This window comes from Nonomuraea aurantiaca, assembly GCF_020215705.1.
GTDB classification, from domain to species: domain Bacteria; phylum Actinomycetota; class Actinomycetes; order Streptosporangiales; family Streptosporangiaceae; genus Nonomuraea; species Nonomuraea aurantiaca.
The window spans coordinates 205,446-222,432 of record NZ_JAIWNB010000008.1 but is presented as its reverse complement, the minus strand read 5'-3'; the positions used below and the strand labels follow the sequence as shown (position 1 = coordinate 222,432).

The window sequence follows — 16,987 nt, the reverse complement described above, 5'->3', positions numbered from 1 at the left end:
AACTTTGTCACCGTCCGAACCCGTCGTCCAGCGCCCCGCCTTGACCTTTGCCGCTGATCAGCGTAAGTTGCGGCATTCGCAAACTTGAAGAGCGAAGCGAGGCGCGCCCAGATCCCCGTTGCCGCGTCTTCGCGGTAGGAGGCCGAGCCGATCGATGCCGAGCGTCTACTGCACGCAGTGCGGGCACGCCAACCCCGAGGATGCCCGTTTCTGTTCCCGTTGTGGGTCACCGTTGACCAGAACCGAGGTCGCCGGGGACACCACATCGACGATCTCTGTCGCGGGAATCGAGGCGTACGAGGCTGAGACCGGTGACATGCTCCTCGCCGAGCGCGCGCTGGTGGAGCAGCTGCCGCCTGGCACGGCGTTGCTCACGGTGACCAGGGGGCCCAACGCCGGGAGCCGTTTCCGGCTCGACAAGGACCTCACCACCACGGGGCGCCATCCCGAGAGCGACATCTTCCTGGACGACATCACGGTCTCCCGGCGGCACGTCGAGTTCTACCGCCTTCGCGGCGGCCAGTTCTCCGTGCGCGACGTGGGCAGCCTCAACGGCACCTACGTCAACAGGGAGCGCATCGAGGAGGTGCCGCTGCACTCCGGTGACGAGGTGCAGATCGGCAAGTTCCGCCTCGTCTTTCTGATGCGGACCGCCGTCGGCGCATGAGCGAGCGCAGCGGGCGACCGACGGTCACAGCGTTCATGCGGCTCACGGAGGAAGCCGCATGAGCGCGCAGGCGGCACGCTCGCACATGAGCATCGGGGAGGTGCTCGCCATGCTCCAGGGCGAGTTCCCCGATGTGTCGATCTCCAAGATCCGCTTCTTGGAGGGCGAGGGGCTCATCGAGCCGGAGCGCAGCCCGTCGGGCTACCGCAAGTTCACCCACCTGCACGTCGAGCAGCTCCGCTACATCCTCACCGAGCAGCGCGACCACTACCTGCCGCTGCGGGTGATCAAGGACAAGATGGCCGAGCACTTCGGCCGCCCGCGTGCCGTGACCGACCGGCCGGAGACGCGGGAGGTGCGGCTGAGCCGCGCCGAGCTGCTGGAGGCGGCCGGGCTCGACGAGGACACCCTCGCCGAGCTCGAGGACTACGGCCTGCTCGCGGCGACGGCCAGGCGCTACGACGAGGAGGCGCTCAACGTGGCGCGCAGCGTCGGCGCCCTGGCCCGGTTCGGCCTGCACGCCCGGCATCTGCGCGCGGTCAAGGCCGCGGCCGAGCGCGAGTGCGGCCTGGTGGAGCAGACGGTCGCGCCCATACTCAAACGCCGCGCCCCAGGGGCCATCGGAGAGGCCGACGAGGCCGCCAGGGAGCTGTCGGCTTTGCTGCTCGACCTGCACGCCGCTCTGGTGCGTACGGGCGTGCGGACCGTTCTAGGCCGATGACCGGACCAGCGGGACATACAAGGCCCCTCGGGTGTTACGTTGAAATGCAGAAGCGGACCGGCCCAATAGCTGTGCCGGGGTCGCCGACCAGTCGAATATGGAGCAGCCCGTGTTGCAGATGGAGGTCGTGGGCGTCCGCGTAGAGATGCCCACAAATCAGCCGATCGTCTTGCTCAAGGAGGCACACGGGGAGAGGTTCCTGCCGATTTGGATTGGGATGACCGAAGCCACGGCCATCGCTCTGGCCCAAGCGGAGGAGCCTCCAGCCCGGCCACTCACGCACGACCTGTTCAGGGACGTGCTGAGCGCTCTCGGCGTGGGCCTGCGCGCGGTCAACATCGTCGCCCTGCGTGACGGTATCTTCTTCGCCGACCTGGTGTTCTCCAACGGCGTAGAGGTGAGCGCGCGGCCCTCCGACTCGATCGCGCTCGCCTTGCGCACCGGAGCACGTATCTTCGCCAGTGAGGAGGTCGTCCAGGAGGCCGGGGTGATCATCCCCGACGACCAAGAGGACGAGGTGGAGAAGTTCAGGGAGTTCCTTGACACGATCACCCCCGAAGACTTTGGCCGGGCGGGGTAGGTATTTCAGTGCATTTACGCTTCACGACGCGCCGAGCCGGATCGTTGACTGCGCATGGTCACGGTCCTACGGTGCAAGTGAAACCCATGGCCGCGCTTTTACGAACCCCCAGATCAGGCCATGGGATGAGAGAAAGCCGGAGGTCCGCGTGGCGGTCAGCAGCGGCGAGGGAAAGACGGCCGGCCAGGAAGATCCGGTGCGGCGTGAGAGTGCGCGGCAGCGTGCCGGAGAGCAGGGCTTGCTCTTCGACGAGCAGCCCACGACACTGCCGGGAGACATCGGATACCGCGGCCCGACGGCGTGCGCGGCGGCCGGCATCACCTACCGGCAGCTCGACTACTGGGCGCGCACGGACCTGGTCCAGCCCACGATAAGAGCCGCGCACGGTTCGGGCTCCCAACGGCTCTACAGCTTCCGCGACATCCTGGTGCTCAAGGTCGTCAAGCGGCTACTCGACACCGGAGTCTCCCTCCAGCAGATCCGTACAGCCGTACAACACCTGCGTGACCGCGGGGTCGGCGACCTCGCGCAGATCACGCTCATGAGCGACGGCGTCAGCGTCTACGAGTGCACCTCGGCCGACGAGGTGATCGATCTGCTCCAGGGCGGCCAGGGCGTGTTCGGCATCGCGCTCGGCCGGGTCTGGCGTGAGGTCGAGGGCTCCCTCGCGGAGCTGCCGGGGGAAAGAGCGGCGGTCGAGGACAGCGTCCCGGCCGACCACCCCGCTGACGAGTTGGCCCAGCGGCGCCGGGCGCGCCGCATAGGGTAGTAACGCCGCATAGGGTAGCAATGCCGCATAGGGTAGCAATACGGTAGTAACCTTAGAGGGCAAGGCTGACGACCCCCTGCGGGAGAGTCCCGGGCTGGTCCCGGGGCGCCGAAGGAGCAACCCTCCCCGGAATCTCTCAGGCACCCGTACCGCTCGGGGTAGGCAACTCTGGAAAGCAGGCACGCCCGCCAGGCGCGCCTCACCGACGGTGCAAGCCCTCATGGGGGTGAAGCTCTCAGGTCGCCATGACAGAGGGGGAGATCCGGCACTCGCCCGCGCCCAGGCGCCGGTCTCCATAGCCCTCGGGAGGCACCTCCATGACCGATCTGTCAGCTCCGCCGTTCTCGACCCGGCACATCGGCCCGTCCGAATCCGAGCAGCAGCGCATGCTCGAGGCCGTGGGTTTCGAGTCGGTGGGCGACCTGGTGGCGATGGCCGTCCCGGAGTCCATCAGGATCAAGGACCGGCTCTCGCTGCCCGCCGCGGCCAGTGAGACCGAGGTCATCGCCGAACTGCGGGCCATCGCGGACCGCAACAAGGTGCTCACCTCGATGATCGGCCTGGGTTACCACGACACGATCACCCCGGCGGTGATCCGCCGCAACCTGCTGGAGAACCCGGGCTGGTACACCGCCTACACCCCCTACCAGCCGGAGATCTCGCAGGGCCGCCTGGAGGCGCTGCTCAACTTCCAGACCGTCGTCTCCGACCTGACCGGGCTCGACGTCGCGGGCGCCTCCCTGCTCGACGAGAGCACGGCCGCCGCCGAGGCGATGACGCTGGCCAGGCGCGCGGGCAAGTCCAAGAGCGCCGTGTTCGTCGTCGACGCCGACGCGCTGCCCCAGACCAAGACGGTGCTGGCCACCCGCGCCGAGCCGCTGGGCATCACGCTGGTCGAGGACACCCTCGACGGCGAGCTGCCCGAGTGCTTCGGCGTGCTCGTCCAATACCCCGGCGCCTCTGGCCGGCTGCGCGACTTCCGCGCCGTGGCCGAGCGGGCGCACGCCGCGGGCGCGCTCGTCGTGGCCGCCGCCGACCTGCTCGCGCTGACCCTGGTCACCGCGCCGGGCGAGCTCGGCGCCGACATCGCGATCGGCTCCTCACAGCGTTTCGGCGTGCCGTTCGGCTTCGGCGGGCCGCACGCCGCCTACATGTCCGTACGCGAAGGGCTGCAGCGGCAGATGCCCGGCCGCCTCGTGGGCGTCTCCGTCGACGCCGACGGCGCGCCCGCCTACCGGCTGGCCCTGCAGACCCGCGAGCAGCACATCAGGCGCGAGAAGGCCACCAGCAACATCTGCACCGCGCAGGTCCTGCTCGCCGTCATCGCCGGCATGTACGCCGTCTACCACGGCCCCGACGGGCTGCGCCGCATCGCCGCCCGCGTGCACCGGCACGCCGCCACGCTGGCCGAGTGCCTGCGCCGCGGCGGCGTCGAGGTCGTCCACCGGGAGTTCTTCGACACCGTGCTGGCCAAGGTGCCCGGCCGGGCCGCCGACGTCGTCCGGCAGGCCGCCGAACGCGGCGTCAACCTGTGGCAGGCCGACGCCGACCACGTCTCCATCGCCTGCGACGAGAAGACCACGGCGGCCGACCTCGAGCAGGTCGCCGCCGCCTTCGGCGTCAGCGGGCCGGCGGCCGGCCTCCTCACCGACGAGGGGCTGGACACGCTGCCCGCCGCGCTGACGCGGGAGTCCGGCTACCTCACCCATCCGGTCTTCCACAGCCACCACTCCGAGACCGCGATGCTGCGCTACCTGCGCAGGCTCCAGGACAAGGACATCGCCCTCGACCGGTCCATGATCCCGCTCGGCTCCTGCACGATGAAGCTCAACGCGACCACCGAGATGGAGCCCATCACCTGGCCGGAGTTCGCCGGGATCCACCCCTTCGCGCCCGTCGGGCAGGCCGCGGGCTACCGCCACCTCATCGAGACCCTGGAGGAGTGGCTGGCCGAGGTGACCGGCTACGACGCGGTCTCCATCCAGCCGAACGCCGGGTCCCAGGGAGAGTTCGCCGGGCTGCTCGCGATCCGGGCCTACCACCGCGACCACGGCGACGAGCACCGCGACATCTGCCTCATCCCGTCCTCCGCGCACGGCACGAACGCGGCCAGCGCCGTCATGGCCGGTATGCGCGTCGTGGTCGTGGCCTGCGACACCGAGGGCAACGTGGACCTGGCCGACCTCGACGCCAAGATCGACAAGCACCGTGACGCGCTGGCCGCGATCATGCTCACCTACCCGTCGACGCACGGCGTCTTCGAGGAGACGATCACCGAGGTCTGCGCCAAGGTGCACGACGCGGGCGGCCAGGTCTACGTCGACGGGGCCAACCTCAACGCGCTGGTCGGGCTGGCCAAGCCGGGTGAGTTCGGCGCCGACGTCTCCCACCTCAACTTGCACAAGACGTTCTGCATCCCGCACGGGGGTGGCGGCCCCGGCGTCGGCCCGGTCGCGGTCCGCGGCCACCTGGCCGCCTACCTGCCGGGCCACCCGCTGCGCCCCGGCTCCCCGGTCGGCGCGGTCGCGGCGGCCCCGTACGGCTCGGCGGGCATCCTGCCGATCTCCTGGGCGTACGTCAGGATGATGGGCGGCGACGGCCTGGCCGCGGCCACCGAGCAGGCGATCCTGTCGGCCAACTACCTCGCCCGGCGGCTGGCCCCGCACTACCCGGTGCTCTACACCGGGCGCGGCGGGCTGGTGGCCCACGAGTGCATCGTCGACCTGCGGCAGATCACCAAGGAGACCGGCGTCACGGTCGACGACGTGGCCAAGCGGCTCATCGACTACGGCTTCCACGCGCCGACCATGTCGTTCCCGGTCGCCGGCACGCTGATGATCGAGCCGACCGAGAGCGAGGACCTGGCCGAGCTGGACCGGTTCGTCGACGCGATGGTGGCCATCAGGGGCGAGATGGCACGGGTCGCCTCGGGCGACTACGACCGCGCCGACAACCCGCTGCGCAACGCCCCTCACACCGCCGAGGCCGTCGCGGCCGACGAGTGGGCTCACCCGTACAGCCGTACCGAGGCGGCCTATCCGCTGCCGTCGCTGCGGGAGGGCAAGTACTGGGTGCCGGTGCGGCGCATCGACCAGGCTTACGGTGACCGCAACCTGGTGTGCTCCTGCCCGCCGCTGGAGGCGTACGAGGACTGACTTGGCGTCACGTTCCCGACTAATCCGGCCGTTGCGCCCGTGACCGACCCGTACGTCACGTTCGCGTGATCGTGGCTTTCTCGGCTGCGGGACCGTGGCCCTCTCCGCCGCTGCGTTCGGTAGGGGAGGGCTACGCCCGTTTTCCGGGATTTTTTCCCGCCACCCAGGCTGAACGTGGTCAGTGAGAAGACATGATCACCGGAACTCGTTAGGCTCGGTCCGACCGTCGCCTAAGGAGCTCTCTTGACGTTCTCAGAGCTGCAGGTCCCGCCTCTCGACACCGCTCGCCGCCTGGCCGAGCACGGTGACCTCGACGGTGCGGCGGCCATACTCAGCGAGCTGGCCGCCGACCCCGAGGAGCCCGACCGGGCGCAGGCCGCCGTGGGCCTGGCCGTGGTGCTCGACGAGCGGGGCGACCCGGAGGGGGCCCGGGCGGCCGCCCGGGTCGCGCTGGCGACCGGGCATCCGGAGTTCGCCGCTCAGGCGGCCTGTCACCTCGCGCAGGGGTTTGAGCGCGAGGGCCGCACCGAGCAGGCCAGGGGTGCGTGGCAGGCGGTCCTGGGCGTCGGCACGGCCGCCTACATCCCGCTGGCGCGTCTCGCCCTGGCCCGGCTGGCCGTGCTGGCGGGCGACTACGACGAGGCGGAGAACGAGCTGCGGGCCGCGCTGGCCGCCGCCGGGCCGGACGTGGGCGCGCACGCCGCGCAGCAACTGGCCGAGCTGCTGCTGGAGCGCGGGGAGCCGGGGGAGGCGGCCGAGGTGCTGCTGGAGGCGCTCGAGGTGGCCTCCCAGGACGACGTGGCCCGGCTGCGGGTGCAACTCGGCATCGCGCACCTGGAGCTCGCCTGCGCGGAGTTCGCGGGCGCGGTGGAGGACGGCGGTGACGCGCCGACGAGCGGACTGGCCATCGAGCTGCTGGCCAGGACCCTGCCGCTGCGTGGCCGCGCCGACGATGCTGGTCGCGTCTGGACGTACGGGCTGGAGCACGAGGACGAGACGCTGGCTGCGGAGGTGCGGCTGCGCTACGACCGCGACACCTGACCAACCACCCTGTCCCGCGAGCCTTCGTCTCTCCCGATCGGGCGCTACAACGGTACGAGGTTCAGCAGCAGGGCGATGACGCCTACCGTCGTTGTGAGCAACGTCGTGCCAGGATGCATCCCGATCGACAGCCGCAGATCCTTCTTGCGCCAGACGAGCCAGACCCCCGGCAGCATGAAGACCACTCTGGACAGGAACCCCCAGGGCGACCAGAAGTGGTACAGCGAGAACAGAGCGGTGTTGACCACCGGCGTCCACCGGCCCAGCCGGGAGAGGCGGGGCATCAGGAAGCCGCGGAAGTAGAGCTCTTCGATGATCGGGAACGCCAGTCCGGTGAGCGGAACGCACGACACCAGCGAGACGATGACGGCGGTGCGTGAGCATCCGGTGAGGTATCCGGTGACGCTGCCGGCGCCTTCGAACGGGACCCACCGGAACAGCCACTGGTAGACGAAGTTGTCCACGGGTATCAACGCGAACGACAGCACCACCATCTGCACGATCAGGGCGGCGACGATGGCGACAAGCTTCCCGCGTGGGATCGGCTTGTCCAGATAGCTCACCACTCCACGCAGCGATAACCGGCCATTTCGCCGGCGGCCCAACCACAGCAGCAGGCCGAGCTGGGCCGGCGCCAGAGCCAGGCACATGGCGATCGCCCAGCCCAGGAACGGCGGATAGCCCATGGCCTTGACGAGCGGTCCGGTGATGAGCAGGTAGACGGCGACGATCAAAGCTCCAGGGACGAGGTGGAGCGCGATGGACAGCGGCAGGGAGTGGTGGTCGCCCAGCAGCCGCTCAACCATCCGGTCCGGTCGGGAGTCTTTCGTTGCGGCCATAGCTGTACCTGACGGGTGTGTGACGTCATGGAGGTTCGCCCCCTGGCGAGTCCAGGCGGCTGCTTCGGTGGCGACGAAACGGTGCGGCGCAAGTGCGGCCTCTGTCGGAGGCCGCTTCATGAGCAGGCTCATGGCCACTGTCAGCCAGGGCCGGCCGCACCTGGTGGGTGAGTGCGCGCAGCTGTTAGGAGATCTTTCGGCGGTAAGTGGCCATGGCGAAGATCCACGTGGCGATGGGGAGGCCGACACACCAGGCGAGGGCGGTCCAGATGTGGGTGTCGACCGGCTGCTGGGTGAACAGGTTGACGATGGAGGTCACCGGCTGGTGTTCGGCGAAGGCGCGCAGCGGGCCGACATGGTGGCGGTGGGCACGAATGCCGCGCTGAGGAACGGCAGGAAGATGACCGGGTAGGAGAACGCGCTCGCGCCGGCCGCGGACTTCGCGGACAGACCGGGGATGACGGCGAGCCACGTCAGCGCCAGGGTGAACAGGATCAGGATGCCGACCGCCGCGAGCCATGCCGGCGCTCCCGCCGCCGAGCGAAAGCCCATGAGCAGGCGACGAGCACGACGACCGCTCTGTCGTCTGTCACGGCTTGTCGCCCGTGGCGCGATCGATCACCCGGGGGTGGAGGTGCGGAGGTCAGCCGCGGCGCATGATGGCGGCCGCTGCGGCGACGTTGATCAGGACGATGGCGAACCAGACGATGGCTAAGCCGAACCCACCTCCCCGGGGCGCCGCGATGGCCGTCAGCGGGATGCCCATGCCCATCGACCCCAGCGCGATCGGGATCATCGCCGCCCCCGGGCTCTTGGACCTGCTCGGGCCGGGGCCGGTGCCGTGGGCCTGGAGTTCGGCGCGCACCCGGGCGGCGATCGTGACGTCGAGTCGCTCCACGAACGACTCGACCAGGGCGGCCTCGTATTCGGGGCCGAGGTCGCGGCGGGCGTCGAGGGTCGCCTGCAGGTCCTCGCGGATGGGGCGCGTCTCTGGCATGAGGCTCATCATCGCGGCTGCGCGGCACGCCGTCATCAGCCCTGAGGGCCATGGTGAACTCATCCCCAGGTACGGTTCTGACATGCGGATCATGACCCCGCGTGGGCCGGCGCACGTCGAGTTCGACGAGGTGGAGCGGCCCCGGCTGCTGCTCGTGCTGACCCATGGGTCGGCCGGGGGAGTGGACGCGCCCGATCTGCTGGCGGTGCGCGACGCGGCGCTGAACGTGGGGGCCGTGGTGGCCAGGGTGACGCAGCCGTTCCGGCTCGCGGGGGCGCGGGCGCCGGGCTCGGCCGTCCGGCAGGACGAGGCGTGGGAGGTCGTGCTGGGTGAGCTACGGGCGCGGTGGCCGGGGCTGCCGCTGGTGCAGGGTGGCCGGAGCAACGGGGCGAGGGTGGCCTGCCGTACGGCCGAGGTGGTCGGCGCGGTCGCGGTGGTGGCGCTCGCGTTCCCGCTGCACCCGCCGGGCAGGCCGGAGAAGTCGAGGGCCGGCGAGCTGCGTGAGGCGGGCGTGGACGTGCTGGTGGTCAGCGGGGACCGCGATCCGTTCGGCGTGCCCGACGCCGCCGACGCGGCACGCCTGGTTGTGCTGCCGGGCGAGGGGCACGACCTGAAGAAGGACCCCGCCCGGGTGGGCGAGGTGGTCGCCGAGTGGATCGTCGGCTATGGGTGAGTGGCGTGCCTGAGGGGAGCCGTGCGTCCACCGTCCGCGCCGCGGACGGGCCGCGGACTCAGAGGCCGCGGACTCAGGGGACATGGCCCATGAGACACGGTCCAAGGGCCGCGGGTTCAGGGGACGCGGGGGCGGGTGGTGGCTCCGAGGCTGCGTGTGAGCGGTCAGTGGCTCTGGAGGCGCCGATGAGCCGGTTGGCGGCTCAGGCGGCGCCGACGAGCGGATCCGGGCGGTGCGGAGCGATGACGGTGCCGCCAGGCAGGAGCTCCCCGGTGTCCTCGAAAAGGACGACGCCGTTGCAGAGAAGGCTCCACCCCTGCTCGGGATGGCAGGCGAGGGTACGTGCGGCCTCGCGGTCGGGCGCCTCGGCTGCCGGACAGGCCGGGTCGTGCGGGCACATCGGCGTGCCTCCGATATCTCGTGATTGGCTCCCGCGGGTCAGAAAGGGGCGGGAACACCGTGGGTGTTGTCTTTCTTTCAAGTGTGCGGCGTATGTCACACGTTCGGACATAGTCCGTTAGGACTGTTACAGGAGGATGCGAAAGTGTGACCTTCGACACAGCGTGCCTTATACAGGATAACGGTCCAAGCGAGACACGCCCACTAGCTTTGCAAGCCCCTGAGCAAGGCGTCGAGACCGCGCTCGAAGTCGACGTCGGCGCGCTCGTCGCGCCTGGTCCACTCGTCGACCTCGGGGTCGGCCCAGCCCGACTGCTGAACCTCGACCGCGACGCTGCCGAACACGAAGGCCCGCAGCGCCCGTACGGCTTCCGGCGCGTCGTTCAGGCCCGCGTCGGCGAGTTGCTCCGTCTGCTCCCTGATGGCCAGCGCGGTGCCGCCCTTGGGTGGTTTGGTCAGCGCGAGCGCCAGGACGCCGGGGTGCTCGCGCAGCAGCTCGCGACCGGCCCGGCACCACGCCCTGGCCGTGTCCTGCCAGGTGGGTCCCTGCTCCACGTGGACCGCCGTGACGTGCTCGGCCAGCGCGTCCATCAGCGCTTCCTTGCCCCGGGGCAGATGATGGTAGATGGCCATGGCCTCCACCTGCAGGGCGTCGCCGAGCCTGCGCATCGTCAGGCGCCTGAGCCCTTGGGAGTCGGCGATGTGGAGGGCGGCGTCGATGATGCGCTCGCGGGAGAGGGGAATCGGCGGTCTCTTTGCGGGCATGGAGATCATCTTACTATGTAAAGGGCCCAACGCGGGTCCGATTATGGAGCGTGTCGCGGTCGGGCGTACCCTGGTCGCCTGATACGAGCCGATTGAGATGAGGGGCAGAGTCGATGGCGTTTTTCCGGCCGCGGGTGAGCCGCGAGGCCGAGGTCCGCTACCACGCGGACGTGGAGATCTCCAAGAGCTACCCCGAGCTGCTCGACAGGGCCAGGCAGGCCGAGGGGACGCTGCGCGACCTGCGGGCCGCCGCCGCGGATGAGCTCGAGTTGCTGGCCGCCGGGGTGGCGTTCGACAAGGCGCTCACCGAGGCGCTGCGGGCGGCCGAGAGCGGGCAGCGGGCCACGTTCGGGGTCAAGGCCTATGACGATCGCATCGCCCGCCGCAAGGCCAAGGCGACGCCCGCCGGGGCCACCTGGACCGCCGAGGTCGATCGGCTGCGTACGTTGCGCGAGGACAATCGGCTGTGGGGCATTCCGCGGGTGCCGCGCCCGGTGCCTGCCGTTCGCTAGCCGTCCGCCACTTCCCCGGGTGGTTCGTCACGCGACCCTCTCGATCTCTGTGACGGTCTGTGGTGGCTGGTGTCCTTTTGGAGGGACCCTCCTTCGGGGGAGGCGGCGAAGGCGGGCCGCCGGAGACATGACGAAGCCCCGGCACGAGGAGTGCCGGGGCTTCGTCGCGGATCAGCTGGCCCAGTCGAGCAAGGGGCGGGTATTGCTCGGGTGGCGCAGCTTCGAAAGCGATTCCTTCTCGAGCTGCCGGATGCGCTCCCGGGTCAGGCCCAGGTGCTTGCCGATCTCGTCGAGTGTGTGCGGTTTGCCGTCGACCAGGCCGAAGCGCAGAGCCATGATCTTCGCCTCGCGCGGCGTGAGGTTGCCGAGCACGCCGCGCAGCTGGTCGCCCAGCAGCTGGCGGTCGACGATCTCCGACGCCTCGGGGGAGTCGACGTCCTCGATGAGGTCGCCGATCGTGGTCTCGCCGTCCTCGCCGATCGTCGCGTTGAGCGAGATGGGCTGGCGGCTGGTGCGCAGCAGCTCTTCGATCTGGTCGGGGGTCTTGTCGAGCTCGATCCCCAGCTCCTCGGGCGTGGGCTCGCGGCCCAGCCTCTGGTGCATGTCGCGCTCGATGCGCGACAGCTTGGAGAGCATCTCCAGCACGTGTACGGGCAGGCGGATCGTCCGGGCCGAGTCGGCGAAGCCGCGCTGTATGGCCTGCCTGATCCACCACATGGCGTACGTGGAGAACTTGAAGCCCTTGGTGTAGTCGAACTTCTCCACGGCCCTGATCAGGCCCAGGTTGCCCTCCTGGACCACGTCGAGCAGGGACATGCCGCGGTCGGTGTACTTCTTGGCGACCGAGACGACGAGCCGGAGGTTGGCCTCCAGCATGTGGTCCTTGGCCGCCCTGCCGTCCTCGATGACCAGTTCGAGGTCGTCGCGGGCGGCGGCGGACAGGCCGGGGTGGGTCTCCAGCTTGTACTCGGCGTACAGGCCGGCCTCGATCCGCCGGGCCAGCTCGACCTCCTGGGCGGCGGTGAGCAGCGTACGGCGGCCGATCGACTTGAGGTAGGTGTGGACCGAGTCGCCCATGACCGACTGGTTGTCGTCGAGGTCGATCGTTTCGGACTCCAGCTCGGCGGCGTCCGGGCCCGCGGCGTCCGGGCTCAGCGCGAGGTCGTCGGGGGCGTCCTCGTCGTGCGCGGCGGACTGGGCCGACTGCGCCGCCGGCTCCGTCTTTGGCTCCGCGGCCTTCGAGCGGGTAGACTTCGCTCGCTTGGTCGTGGTCTTACGGGTGGTCTTGCGTGCGGCCGCCTGCCCGAGGGACGGCTCGTCCTCGGCGGCGAGGCTGACACCAGCCTCGGTGAGCTCGCGCAGGATCGAACGGCCGTCCGAAGGGCTGATGCCGGCTTCGGCGAACGCGTCACGCAGCTCCGCCAAGGAGAGGTGACCCTGAGCTCGCCCTCGGTCAATCAGCTGGTCGAGGGTCGTGGATGGGGTCGCCACGGCGGTTCGGGGCATGAGGACACCTCCTCCATACGGAGTCGAATTCGTTCAGACCAAGATTGTGGTGGGGCGGCTGCGGCCGCTCGGCGCACCAGTATCAATAACGCCGTTGAGCGCTATTTGTTCCCGGAGGGACAAAAAAGGGGGCGGAGCGCCCTAAAGGTGACCCACCCCACACGCGAGGAACGTCACTCCCCGACGGTGAACTCGCCCGGCTTCACCTCGGGCATCGGCATGGGCTGGGCGTCCTGCATGCGCTTGTCCGTCCAATACTCGATGACCTTCTGCGGGTCCTGGTTGAGCTCCTTGGACGCCACGCTGCCATCACTCGGCGCGGGCGAGACGGTCAGCTCGGAAAGCCGATCGGTCTGAACGGACGGCTCCTTCTCCACCACTGCTTTGGTCTCCCTGTCGACCCGTTGGAGCCTGCCCGCCGAGGCGGCCGCCGCGACTGAGGCTCCGCCGACGAGGATCACGCCGACGACCGCCGCGGATGCCCACATCTTGCGGGTCTGGTTCATGAAGGCCCTCTCCTTGCTCTCCTCCATAAGACGCACCCGCAACTCATCAGGTTCCTGTCCTAAGGCGAACGAGATCCGTTTTACCATTCGCTAGCAGCGGCAAACGGGACATCAGCCGCAGTTGGCGCGGCGCGGCGTAGGCGGGGAGCCGGTCGGTGGAGTAGGCGCGGAGCTGGTCCAGCGTGGGCGGGCCGGCCGGGTCGGCGGGCACCACGACGGCCACCACGATCTCTCCCCATTCGGGATCCGGCCGGCCGATCACGGCCACGTCGGCCACCTCGGGGTGGCCGCCGAGCACCTCGGCCACCGAGGCGGCCACCACCTTCTCACCGCCGGTGTTGATGACGTCGTCGGCCCTGCCCAGCACGCGCAGTCGGCCTCCGGTCAGCTCGCCCAGGTCGGAGGTGACGTACCAGTCGCCGTCGAAGGGGGCGGGCTCGCCGAAGCGGTAGCCGGAGAAGAGCACCGGGCCGGCGACGCGGATGCGCCCGTCGTCGCCGATTTTGAGATCTACATTGTAAAGGGGCTGGCCGTCGTACACGCAGCCGCCGCTCGTCTCGCTCATCCCGTACGTCGTGACCACCCGAGCGCCGAGCGCCCGAGCCTCGGCGACCAGGCCGGCCCGCGGGGCGGCGCCGCCGAGCACGATGGTGCGGAACACCGACAGGTCGGCGTTCAGTTCGACCAGCCGATGGAGCTGGGTCGGCACCAGCGACACGTGGTCGCCGCCCGACGCGAGCACCTCGTGGGGGTCGAAGTGCGGGTGGATGATCGGCTCGCTCTCGCAGAGCAGGGCGCGGACCAGCACCTGCAGGCCCGACACGTGAGAGGGCGGCAGGCAGCACAGCCAGCGCTCGCCCTTGACCGCCTCCAGGCGGCGCAGTGAGGAGGCCGCCGAGGTGCGCAACGCGGTGGCCGACAGCATCACGCCCTTGGGCGCTCCCGTGCTGCCGCTGGTGGCGATGACCACCGCCACGTCGCCGGGCACGCCCTCGCCGTCGTCCTGGCGTACGCCGTTGACGTGCGTCGGGCGCAGCGCGCCGGGGGCGCTTCCGGCAGGCAGGGGGAGGATCGCCGGGCCGTCGCCCGACAGGGCGTCACGGATCGCCGCGAAGAGCTCGGGCCCTGGGGATCCGACCACGGCGTGCAACGGCCGGTCCGGATGCGATGGCTTCCTCAACATGCTCGTAAGGTTAATGGCGACAGGTCGGTCAGCGGTGCAGGGAGGGTCGTGACGCGTTCTCCCGTGCATTTCCGGGCTCCCGTCGTCTTCCGGGTCGCGATGCGCACCCGTTTCCGGGGTCAGACCGTCAGGGAAGGGGTTCTGCTGCACGGTCCGGCCGGTTGGGGCGAGTTCTCGCCCTTTCCCGAGTACGGTCCGCGCGAGTGCGCCCGCTGGCTGGCGTGCGCCCGCGAGGCCGCCTTCGAGGGCTGGCCGGAGCCGGTGCGCGACAGTGTGCCGGTCAACGCGACCGTGCCCGCCGTGGCCGCCGAGCAGGCATTCGAGCTCGTCCGCGGGTCGGGCTGCGCCACGGCGAAGGTCAAGGTGGCCGAGCGGGGTCAGACGTTCGCCGAGGACCTGGCCCGGGTGGAGGCGGTGCGTGACGCGCTCGGCCCGGCGGGCAGGCTGCGCGTCGACGCCAACGGCGCCTGGGAGGTCGGCGAGGCCGTACGCCACCTGAAGGAGCTCGACCGCTTCGACCTGGAGTACGCCGAGCAGCCCTGTGCCACGCTGGAGGAGCTGGCGGCGGTGCGGCGGGCGCTCGACGTGCCGATCGCGGCCGACGAGTCGATCCGGCGCGCCGAGGACCCGCTGCGGGTCAGGGCCGCGGAGGCGGCCGACATCGCGGTGGTGAAGGCGCAGCCGCTCGGCGGGGTGCGCAACGCGTTGCGGGTGGTGGAGGCGTGCGGGCTGCCGGCGGTGGTGTCGAGCGCCGTGGAGACCTCGGTGGGGCTGGCGGCGGGGCTCGCGCTGGCCGCGGCGCTGCCGGAGCTGCCGTATGCGTGCGGGCTGGGCACGATGCCGCTGCTCATGGGTGATGTGGTGGACGATTCGCTGGTGCCCGTGGACGGGCGGCTGGCCGTACGACGTCCTGCGGTGAATTTTCAGCTTTTGTCGGCATTTGAGATTGAATCTCCCTCGTGGCTTCGCCGGATGCAGGAGGCGTCACTGTGAACCCCGCTACCGCGCTGGCCACGGTCCTGGTCGACGAGCTTGTGCGCTGCGGCCTCACCGACGTCGTGCTCGCGCCCGGCTCGCGCTCCGCCCCGCTGGCGCTGGCGCTGCACGCCGAGTCGCGGGTGCGGCTGCACGTGCGCATCGACGAGCGGTCGGCCTCCTTCCTGGCGCTGGGGCTGGCCAGGCGCGCCGAGCGGCCGGTCGCGCTGATCTGCTCGTCCGGCACGGCCGCCGCCAACTTCCACCCGGCCGTCGTGGAGGCGAGCGAGTCGGGCGTCCCGTTGTTGGTGCTCACCGCCGACCGCCCGCCCGAGCTGCGCGGCACCGGCGCCAACCAGACGATCGACCAGATCAAGCTGTACGGCTCGGCGGTGCGCTGGTTCGCCGAGGTCGGCGTGCCCGAGGACCGGCCGGGGCAGGTGGCCTACTGGCGATCGCTGGCCTGCCGGGCCTACCAGCGCGCCTCCGGGCCCGCCGCGCCGGGGCCGGTGCATCTGAACCTGGCGTTCAGGGAGCCGCTGATCCCCGACGGCGACACCTCGTGGTGCGAGTCGCTCGACGGCGACGCCAACGGCCCCTGGGTGCGCGCCCGCGTCGCGCCGCCGCCCATCGCCCTGCACATCCCGCCGACCAGGCGCGGCGTGCTCGTGGTCGGCGACGGCGCCGCGAACGTCCGCCGCTACGTCGCCGCGGCCGGCATGGCGGGCTGGCCGGTGATCTCGGAGCCGAACGGCGGCGGACGCTACGGCGACCACGCCGTGTCCACCTACCACTACCTGCTCGGCACGCCGGAGTTCGCCGACGCCCACCGCCCCGACGTGGTGGTCACGCTCGGCCGTCCCGGGCTGTCGCGGCCGCTGCTGTCGTGGCTCAGGCGGGCCGGGGAGCACATCGTGGTGGCCACCGATCTCGACCGCTGGCCCGATCCGACCCGGTCGGCGACGCAGGTGGCGCAGGCGGTGGAGATCCCCGTCGCCTCGGGTGACGACACGTGGCTGCACGCCTGGCGGCAGGCCGACCAGGCGGCCAGGTCGGCCATCGACGAGGTGCTCGACGCCTCGGGCACCAGCGAGCCTCGGCTGGCCCGTGACCTGGTCGACGCGATGCCCAATGGGGCGCTGCTGTTCTGCGGCTCCTCGATGCCGATCCGCGACCTGGACCAGGCGATGCGCCCGCGGCGGGGGCTGCGGCTGCTGGCCAACCGGGGCGCGTCGGGCATCGACGGGCTGGTGTCGTCGGCCATGGGGGCGGCGCTGGCGCACAACGGGCCGTCCTACGCGCTCATGGGCGACCTGTCGTTCCTGCACGACCAGAACGGCCTCATCCTGGGCCCCCGGGAGCCGCGGCCCGACCTGTGCCTCGTCGTGGTGAACAACGACGGCGGCGGCATCTTCTCGCTGCTGCCGCAGGCGGCGGTCAGGGATCCGTTCGAGCGGGTCTTCGGTACGCCGCACGGCGTCGATCTCGGTTACGTGGCCGCTTCGACGGGCACCCCGTACCAGCTGGTGGAGGACCTGTCCGACCTGCCCAAGGCGCTGCGCGGCGAGGGGTTGCGCCTGGTGGAGGTGCGTACGGACCGGGAGGCGAACGCCGTGGTGCACGCCCGCCTGCGCGAGGCCGCCCACGCCGCGATCCGGGACTGCATGACCTGATCCGTCAGGTGGGTGATTCCCGGTGA

General features: G+C 70.6%; 19 protein-coding genes and 2 riboswitches. Of the genes, 10 read left to right on the top strand and 9 right to left on the bottom strand.

Annotated elements, in window-relative coordinates; genetic code table 11:
* Positions 1 to 154 precede the first annotated feature (154 nt).
* From LDL49_RS21160 to LDL49_RS21135, 6 genes are all read left to right on the top strand, one after another.
* Complete coding sequence (locus LDL49_RS21160) at positions 155 to 667, top strand: double zinc ribbon and FHA domain-containing protein (RefSeq protein ID WP_225292829.1); 513 nt, start codon at positions 155 to 157, stop codon at positions 665 to 667.
* Between the two features lie 58 nt (positions 668 to 725).
* Complete coding sequence (gene ftsR, locus LDL49_RS21155) at positions 726 to 1,388, top strand: transcriptional regulator FtsR (protein ID WP_225292828.1); 663 nt, start codon at positions 726 to 728, stop codon at positions 1,386 to 1,388.
* Between the two features lie 109 nt (positions 1,389 to 1,497).
* Positions 1,498 to 1,968, top strand: coding sequence for a bifunctional nuclease family protein (locus LDL49_RS21150; protein ID WP_214634355.1), 471 nt, complete (start codon positions 1,498 to 1,500; stop codon positions 1,966 to 1,968).
* Between the two features lie 148 nt (positions 1,969 to 2,116).
* Positions 2,117 to 2,737 carry a MerR family transcriptional regulator gene (locus tag LDL49_RS21145; RefSeq protein WP_308016163.1) on the top strand — a complete coding sequence of 207 codons (621 nt, stop codon included), beginning with the start codon at positions 2,117 to 2,119 and terminating at the stop codon, positions 2,735 to 2,737.
* Positions 2,738 to 2,806: 69 nt separating this feature from the next.
* A riboswitch (glycine riboswitch) is annotated at positions 2,807 to 2,899 on the top strand.
* Positions 2,900 to 2,999, top strand: a riboswitch (glycine riboswitch).
* A gap of 55 nt (positions 3,000 to 3,054) precedes the next feature.
* A complete protein-coding gene (gcvP, locus tag LDL49_RS21140) occupies positions 3,055 to 5,892 on the top strand; it encodes an aminomethyl-transferring glycine dehydrogenase (protein WP_225292827.1) in 2,838 nt (945 codons plus the stop codon).
* Positions 5,893 to 6,135: 243 nt separating this feature from the next.
* Positions 6,136 to 6,933: a tetratricopeptide repeat protein gene (locus tag LDL49_RS21135; RefSeq protein WP_225292826.1), complete on the top strand. Its 798-nt coding sequence runs from the start codon at positions 6,136 to 6,138 to the stop codon at positions 6,931 to 6,933.
* Positions 6,934 to 6,977: 44 nt separating this feature from the next.
* Here LDL49_RS21135 and LDL49_RS21130 read toward each other — a convergent pair whose 3' ends face one another.
* The 4 genes from LDL49_RS21130 to LDL49_RS21120 all read right to left on the bottom strand — a co-directional run bounded on the left by LDL49_RS21130 (position 6,978) and on the right by LDL49_RS21120 (position 8,769).
* Positions 6,978 to 7,772 carry a CPBP family intramembrane glutamic endopeptidase gene (locus LDL49_RS21130; protein WP_225292825.1) on the bottom strand — a complete coding sequence of 265 codons (795 nt, stop codon included), beginning with the start codon at positions 7,770 to 7,772 and terminating at the stop codon, positions 6,978 to 6,980.
* Between the two features lie 184 nt (positions 7,773 to 7,956).
* Positions 7,957 to 8,091, bottom strand: coding sequence for a hypothetical protein (locus LDL49_RS58425; protein WP_308016162.1), 135 nt, complete (start codon positions 8,089 to 8,091; stop codon positions 7,957 to 7,959).
* The gene (locus LDL49_RS58420) at positions 8,088 to 8,324 is read right to left on the bottom strand and encodes a hypothetical protein (RefSeq protein ID WP_308016161.1); all 237 of its coding nucleotides are present in this window, start codon (positions 8,322 to 8,324) and stop codon (positions 8,088 to 8,090) included. The genes LDL49_RS58425 and LDL49_RS58420 overlap by 4 nt, the downstream gene beginning before the upstream one ends.
* Before the next feature lie 91 nt (positions 8,325 to 8,415).
* Positions 8,416 to 8,769 carry a PIN domain-containing protein gene (locus LDL49_RS21120; RefSeq protein WP_225292824.1) on the bottom strand — a complete coding sequence of 118 codons (354 nt, stop codon included), beginning with the start codon at positions 8,767 to 8,769 and terminating at the stop codon, positions 8,416 to 8,418.
* Between the two features lie 82 nt (positions 8,770 to 8,851).
* Between LDL49_RS21120 and LDL49_RS21115 the strand changes: the two genes are divergently transcribed.
* Positions 8,852 to 9,442: an alpha/beta hydrolase family protein gene (locus tag LDL49_RS21115; RefSeq protein WP_225292823.1), complete on the top strand. Its 591-nt coding sequence runs from the start codon at positions 8,852 to 8,854 to the stop codon at positions 9,440 to 9,442.
* Between the two features lie 202 nt (positions 9,443 to 9,644).
* Here LDL49_RS21115 and LDL49_RS21110 read toward each other — a convergent pair whose 3' ends face one another.
* Positions 9,645 to 9,842, bottom strand: coding sequence for a DUF5999 family protein (locus LDL49_RS21110; protein ID WP_225292822.1), 198 nt, complete (start codon positions 9,840 to 9,842; stop codon positions 9,645 to 9,647).
* 203 nt (positions 9,843 to 10,045) lie between these two features.
* Entirely contained in the window at positions 10,046 to 10,606 is a 561-nt protein-coding gene (locus tag LDL49_RS21105; protein WP_225292821.1) for a TetR family transcriptional regulator, read from the bottom strand.
* Positions 10,607 to 10,719: 113 nt separating this feature from the next.
* Here LDL49_RS21105 and LDL49_RS21100 point away from each other — a divergent pair, with 113 nt between their 5' ends.
* Positions 10,720 to 11,118: a hypothetical protein gene (locus LDL49_RS21100; RefSeq protein ID WP_225292820.1), complete on the top strand. Its 399-nt coding sequence runs from the start codon at positions 10,720 to 10,722 to the stop codon at positions 11,116 to 11,118.
* A gap of 171 nt (positions 11,119 to 11,289) precedes the next feature.
* Here LDL49_RS21100 and LDL49_RS21095 read toward each other — a convergent pair whose 3' ends face one another.
* The 3 genes from LDL49_RS21095 to LDL49_RS21085 all read right to left on the bottom strand — a co-directional run bounded on the left by LDL49_RS21095 (position 11,290) and on the right by LDL49_RS21085 (position 14,313).
* Positions 11,290 to 12,624 carry a sigma-70 family RNA polymerase sigma factor gene (locus tag LDL49_RS21095; RefSeq protein ID WP_225292819.1) on the bottom strand — a complete coding sequence of 445 codons (1,335 nt, stop codon included), beginning with the start codon at positions 12,622 to 12,624 and terminating at the stop codon, positions 11,290 to 11,292.
* A gap of 173 nt (positions 12,625 to 12,797) precedes the next feature.
* Positions 12,798 to 13,130, bottom strand: a complete 333-nt coding sequence (locus LDL49_RS21090; RefSeq protein ID WP_225292818.1) for a hypothetical protein — start codon at positions 13,128 to 13,130, stop codon at positions 12,798 to 12,800.
* A gap of 46 nt (positions 13,131 to 13,176) precedes the next feature.
* A complete protein-coding gene (locus LDL49_RS21085) occupies positions 13,177 to 14,313 on the bottom strand; it encodes an AMP-binding protein (protein WP_225292817.1) in 1,137 nt (378 codons plus the stop codon).
* Positions 14,314 to 14,412: 99 nt separating this feature from the next.
* On the opposite strand from LDL49_RS21085, the gene LDL49_RS21080 reads away from it, so the two are divergent.
* Together LDL49_RS21080 and menD are read left to right on the top strand one after the other, a co-directional pair.
* Complete coding sequence (locus LDL49_RS21080; RefSeq protein ID WP_372470392.1) at positions 14,413 to 15,306, top strand: o-succinylbenzoate synthase; 894 nt, start codon at positions 14,413 to 14,415, stop codon at positions 15,304 to 15,306.
* Positions 15,303 to 16,961: a 2-succinyl-5-enolpyruvyl-6-hydroxy-3-cyclohexene-1-carboxylic-acid synthase gene (menD, locus tag LDL49_RS21075; RefSeq protein ID WP_225292815.1), complete on the top strand. Its 1,659-nt coding sequence runs from the start codon at positions 15,303 to 15,305 to the stop codon at positions 16,959 to 16,961. The genes LDL49_RS21080 and menD overlap by 4 nt, the downstream gene beginning before the upstream one ends.
* Positions 16,962 to 16,987 lie beyond the last annotated feature (26 nt).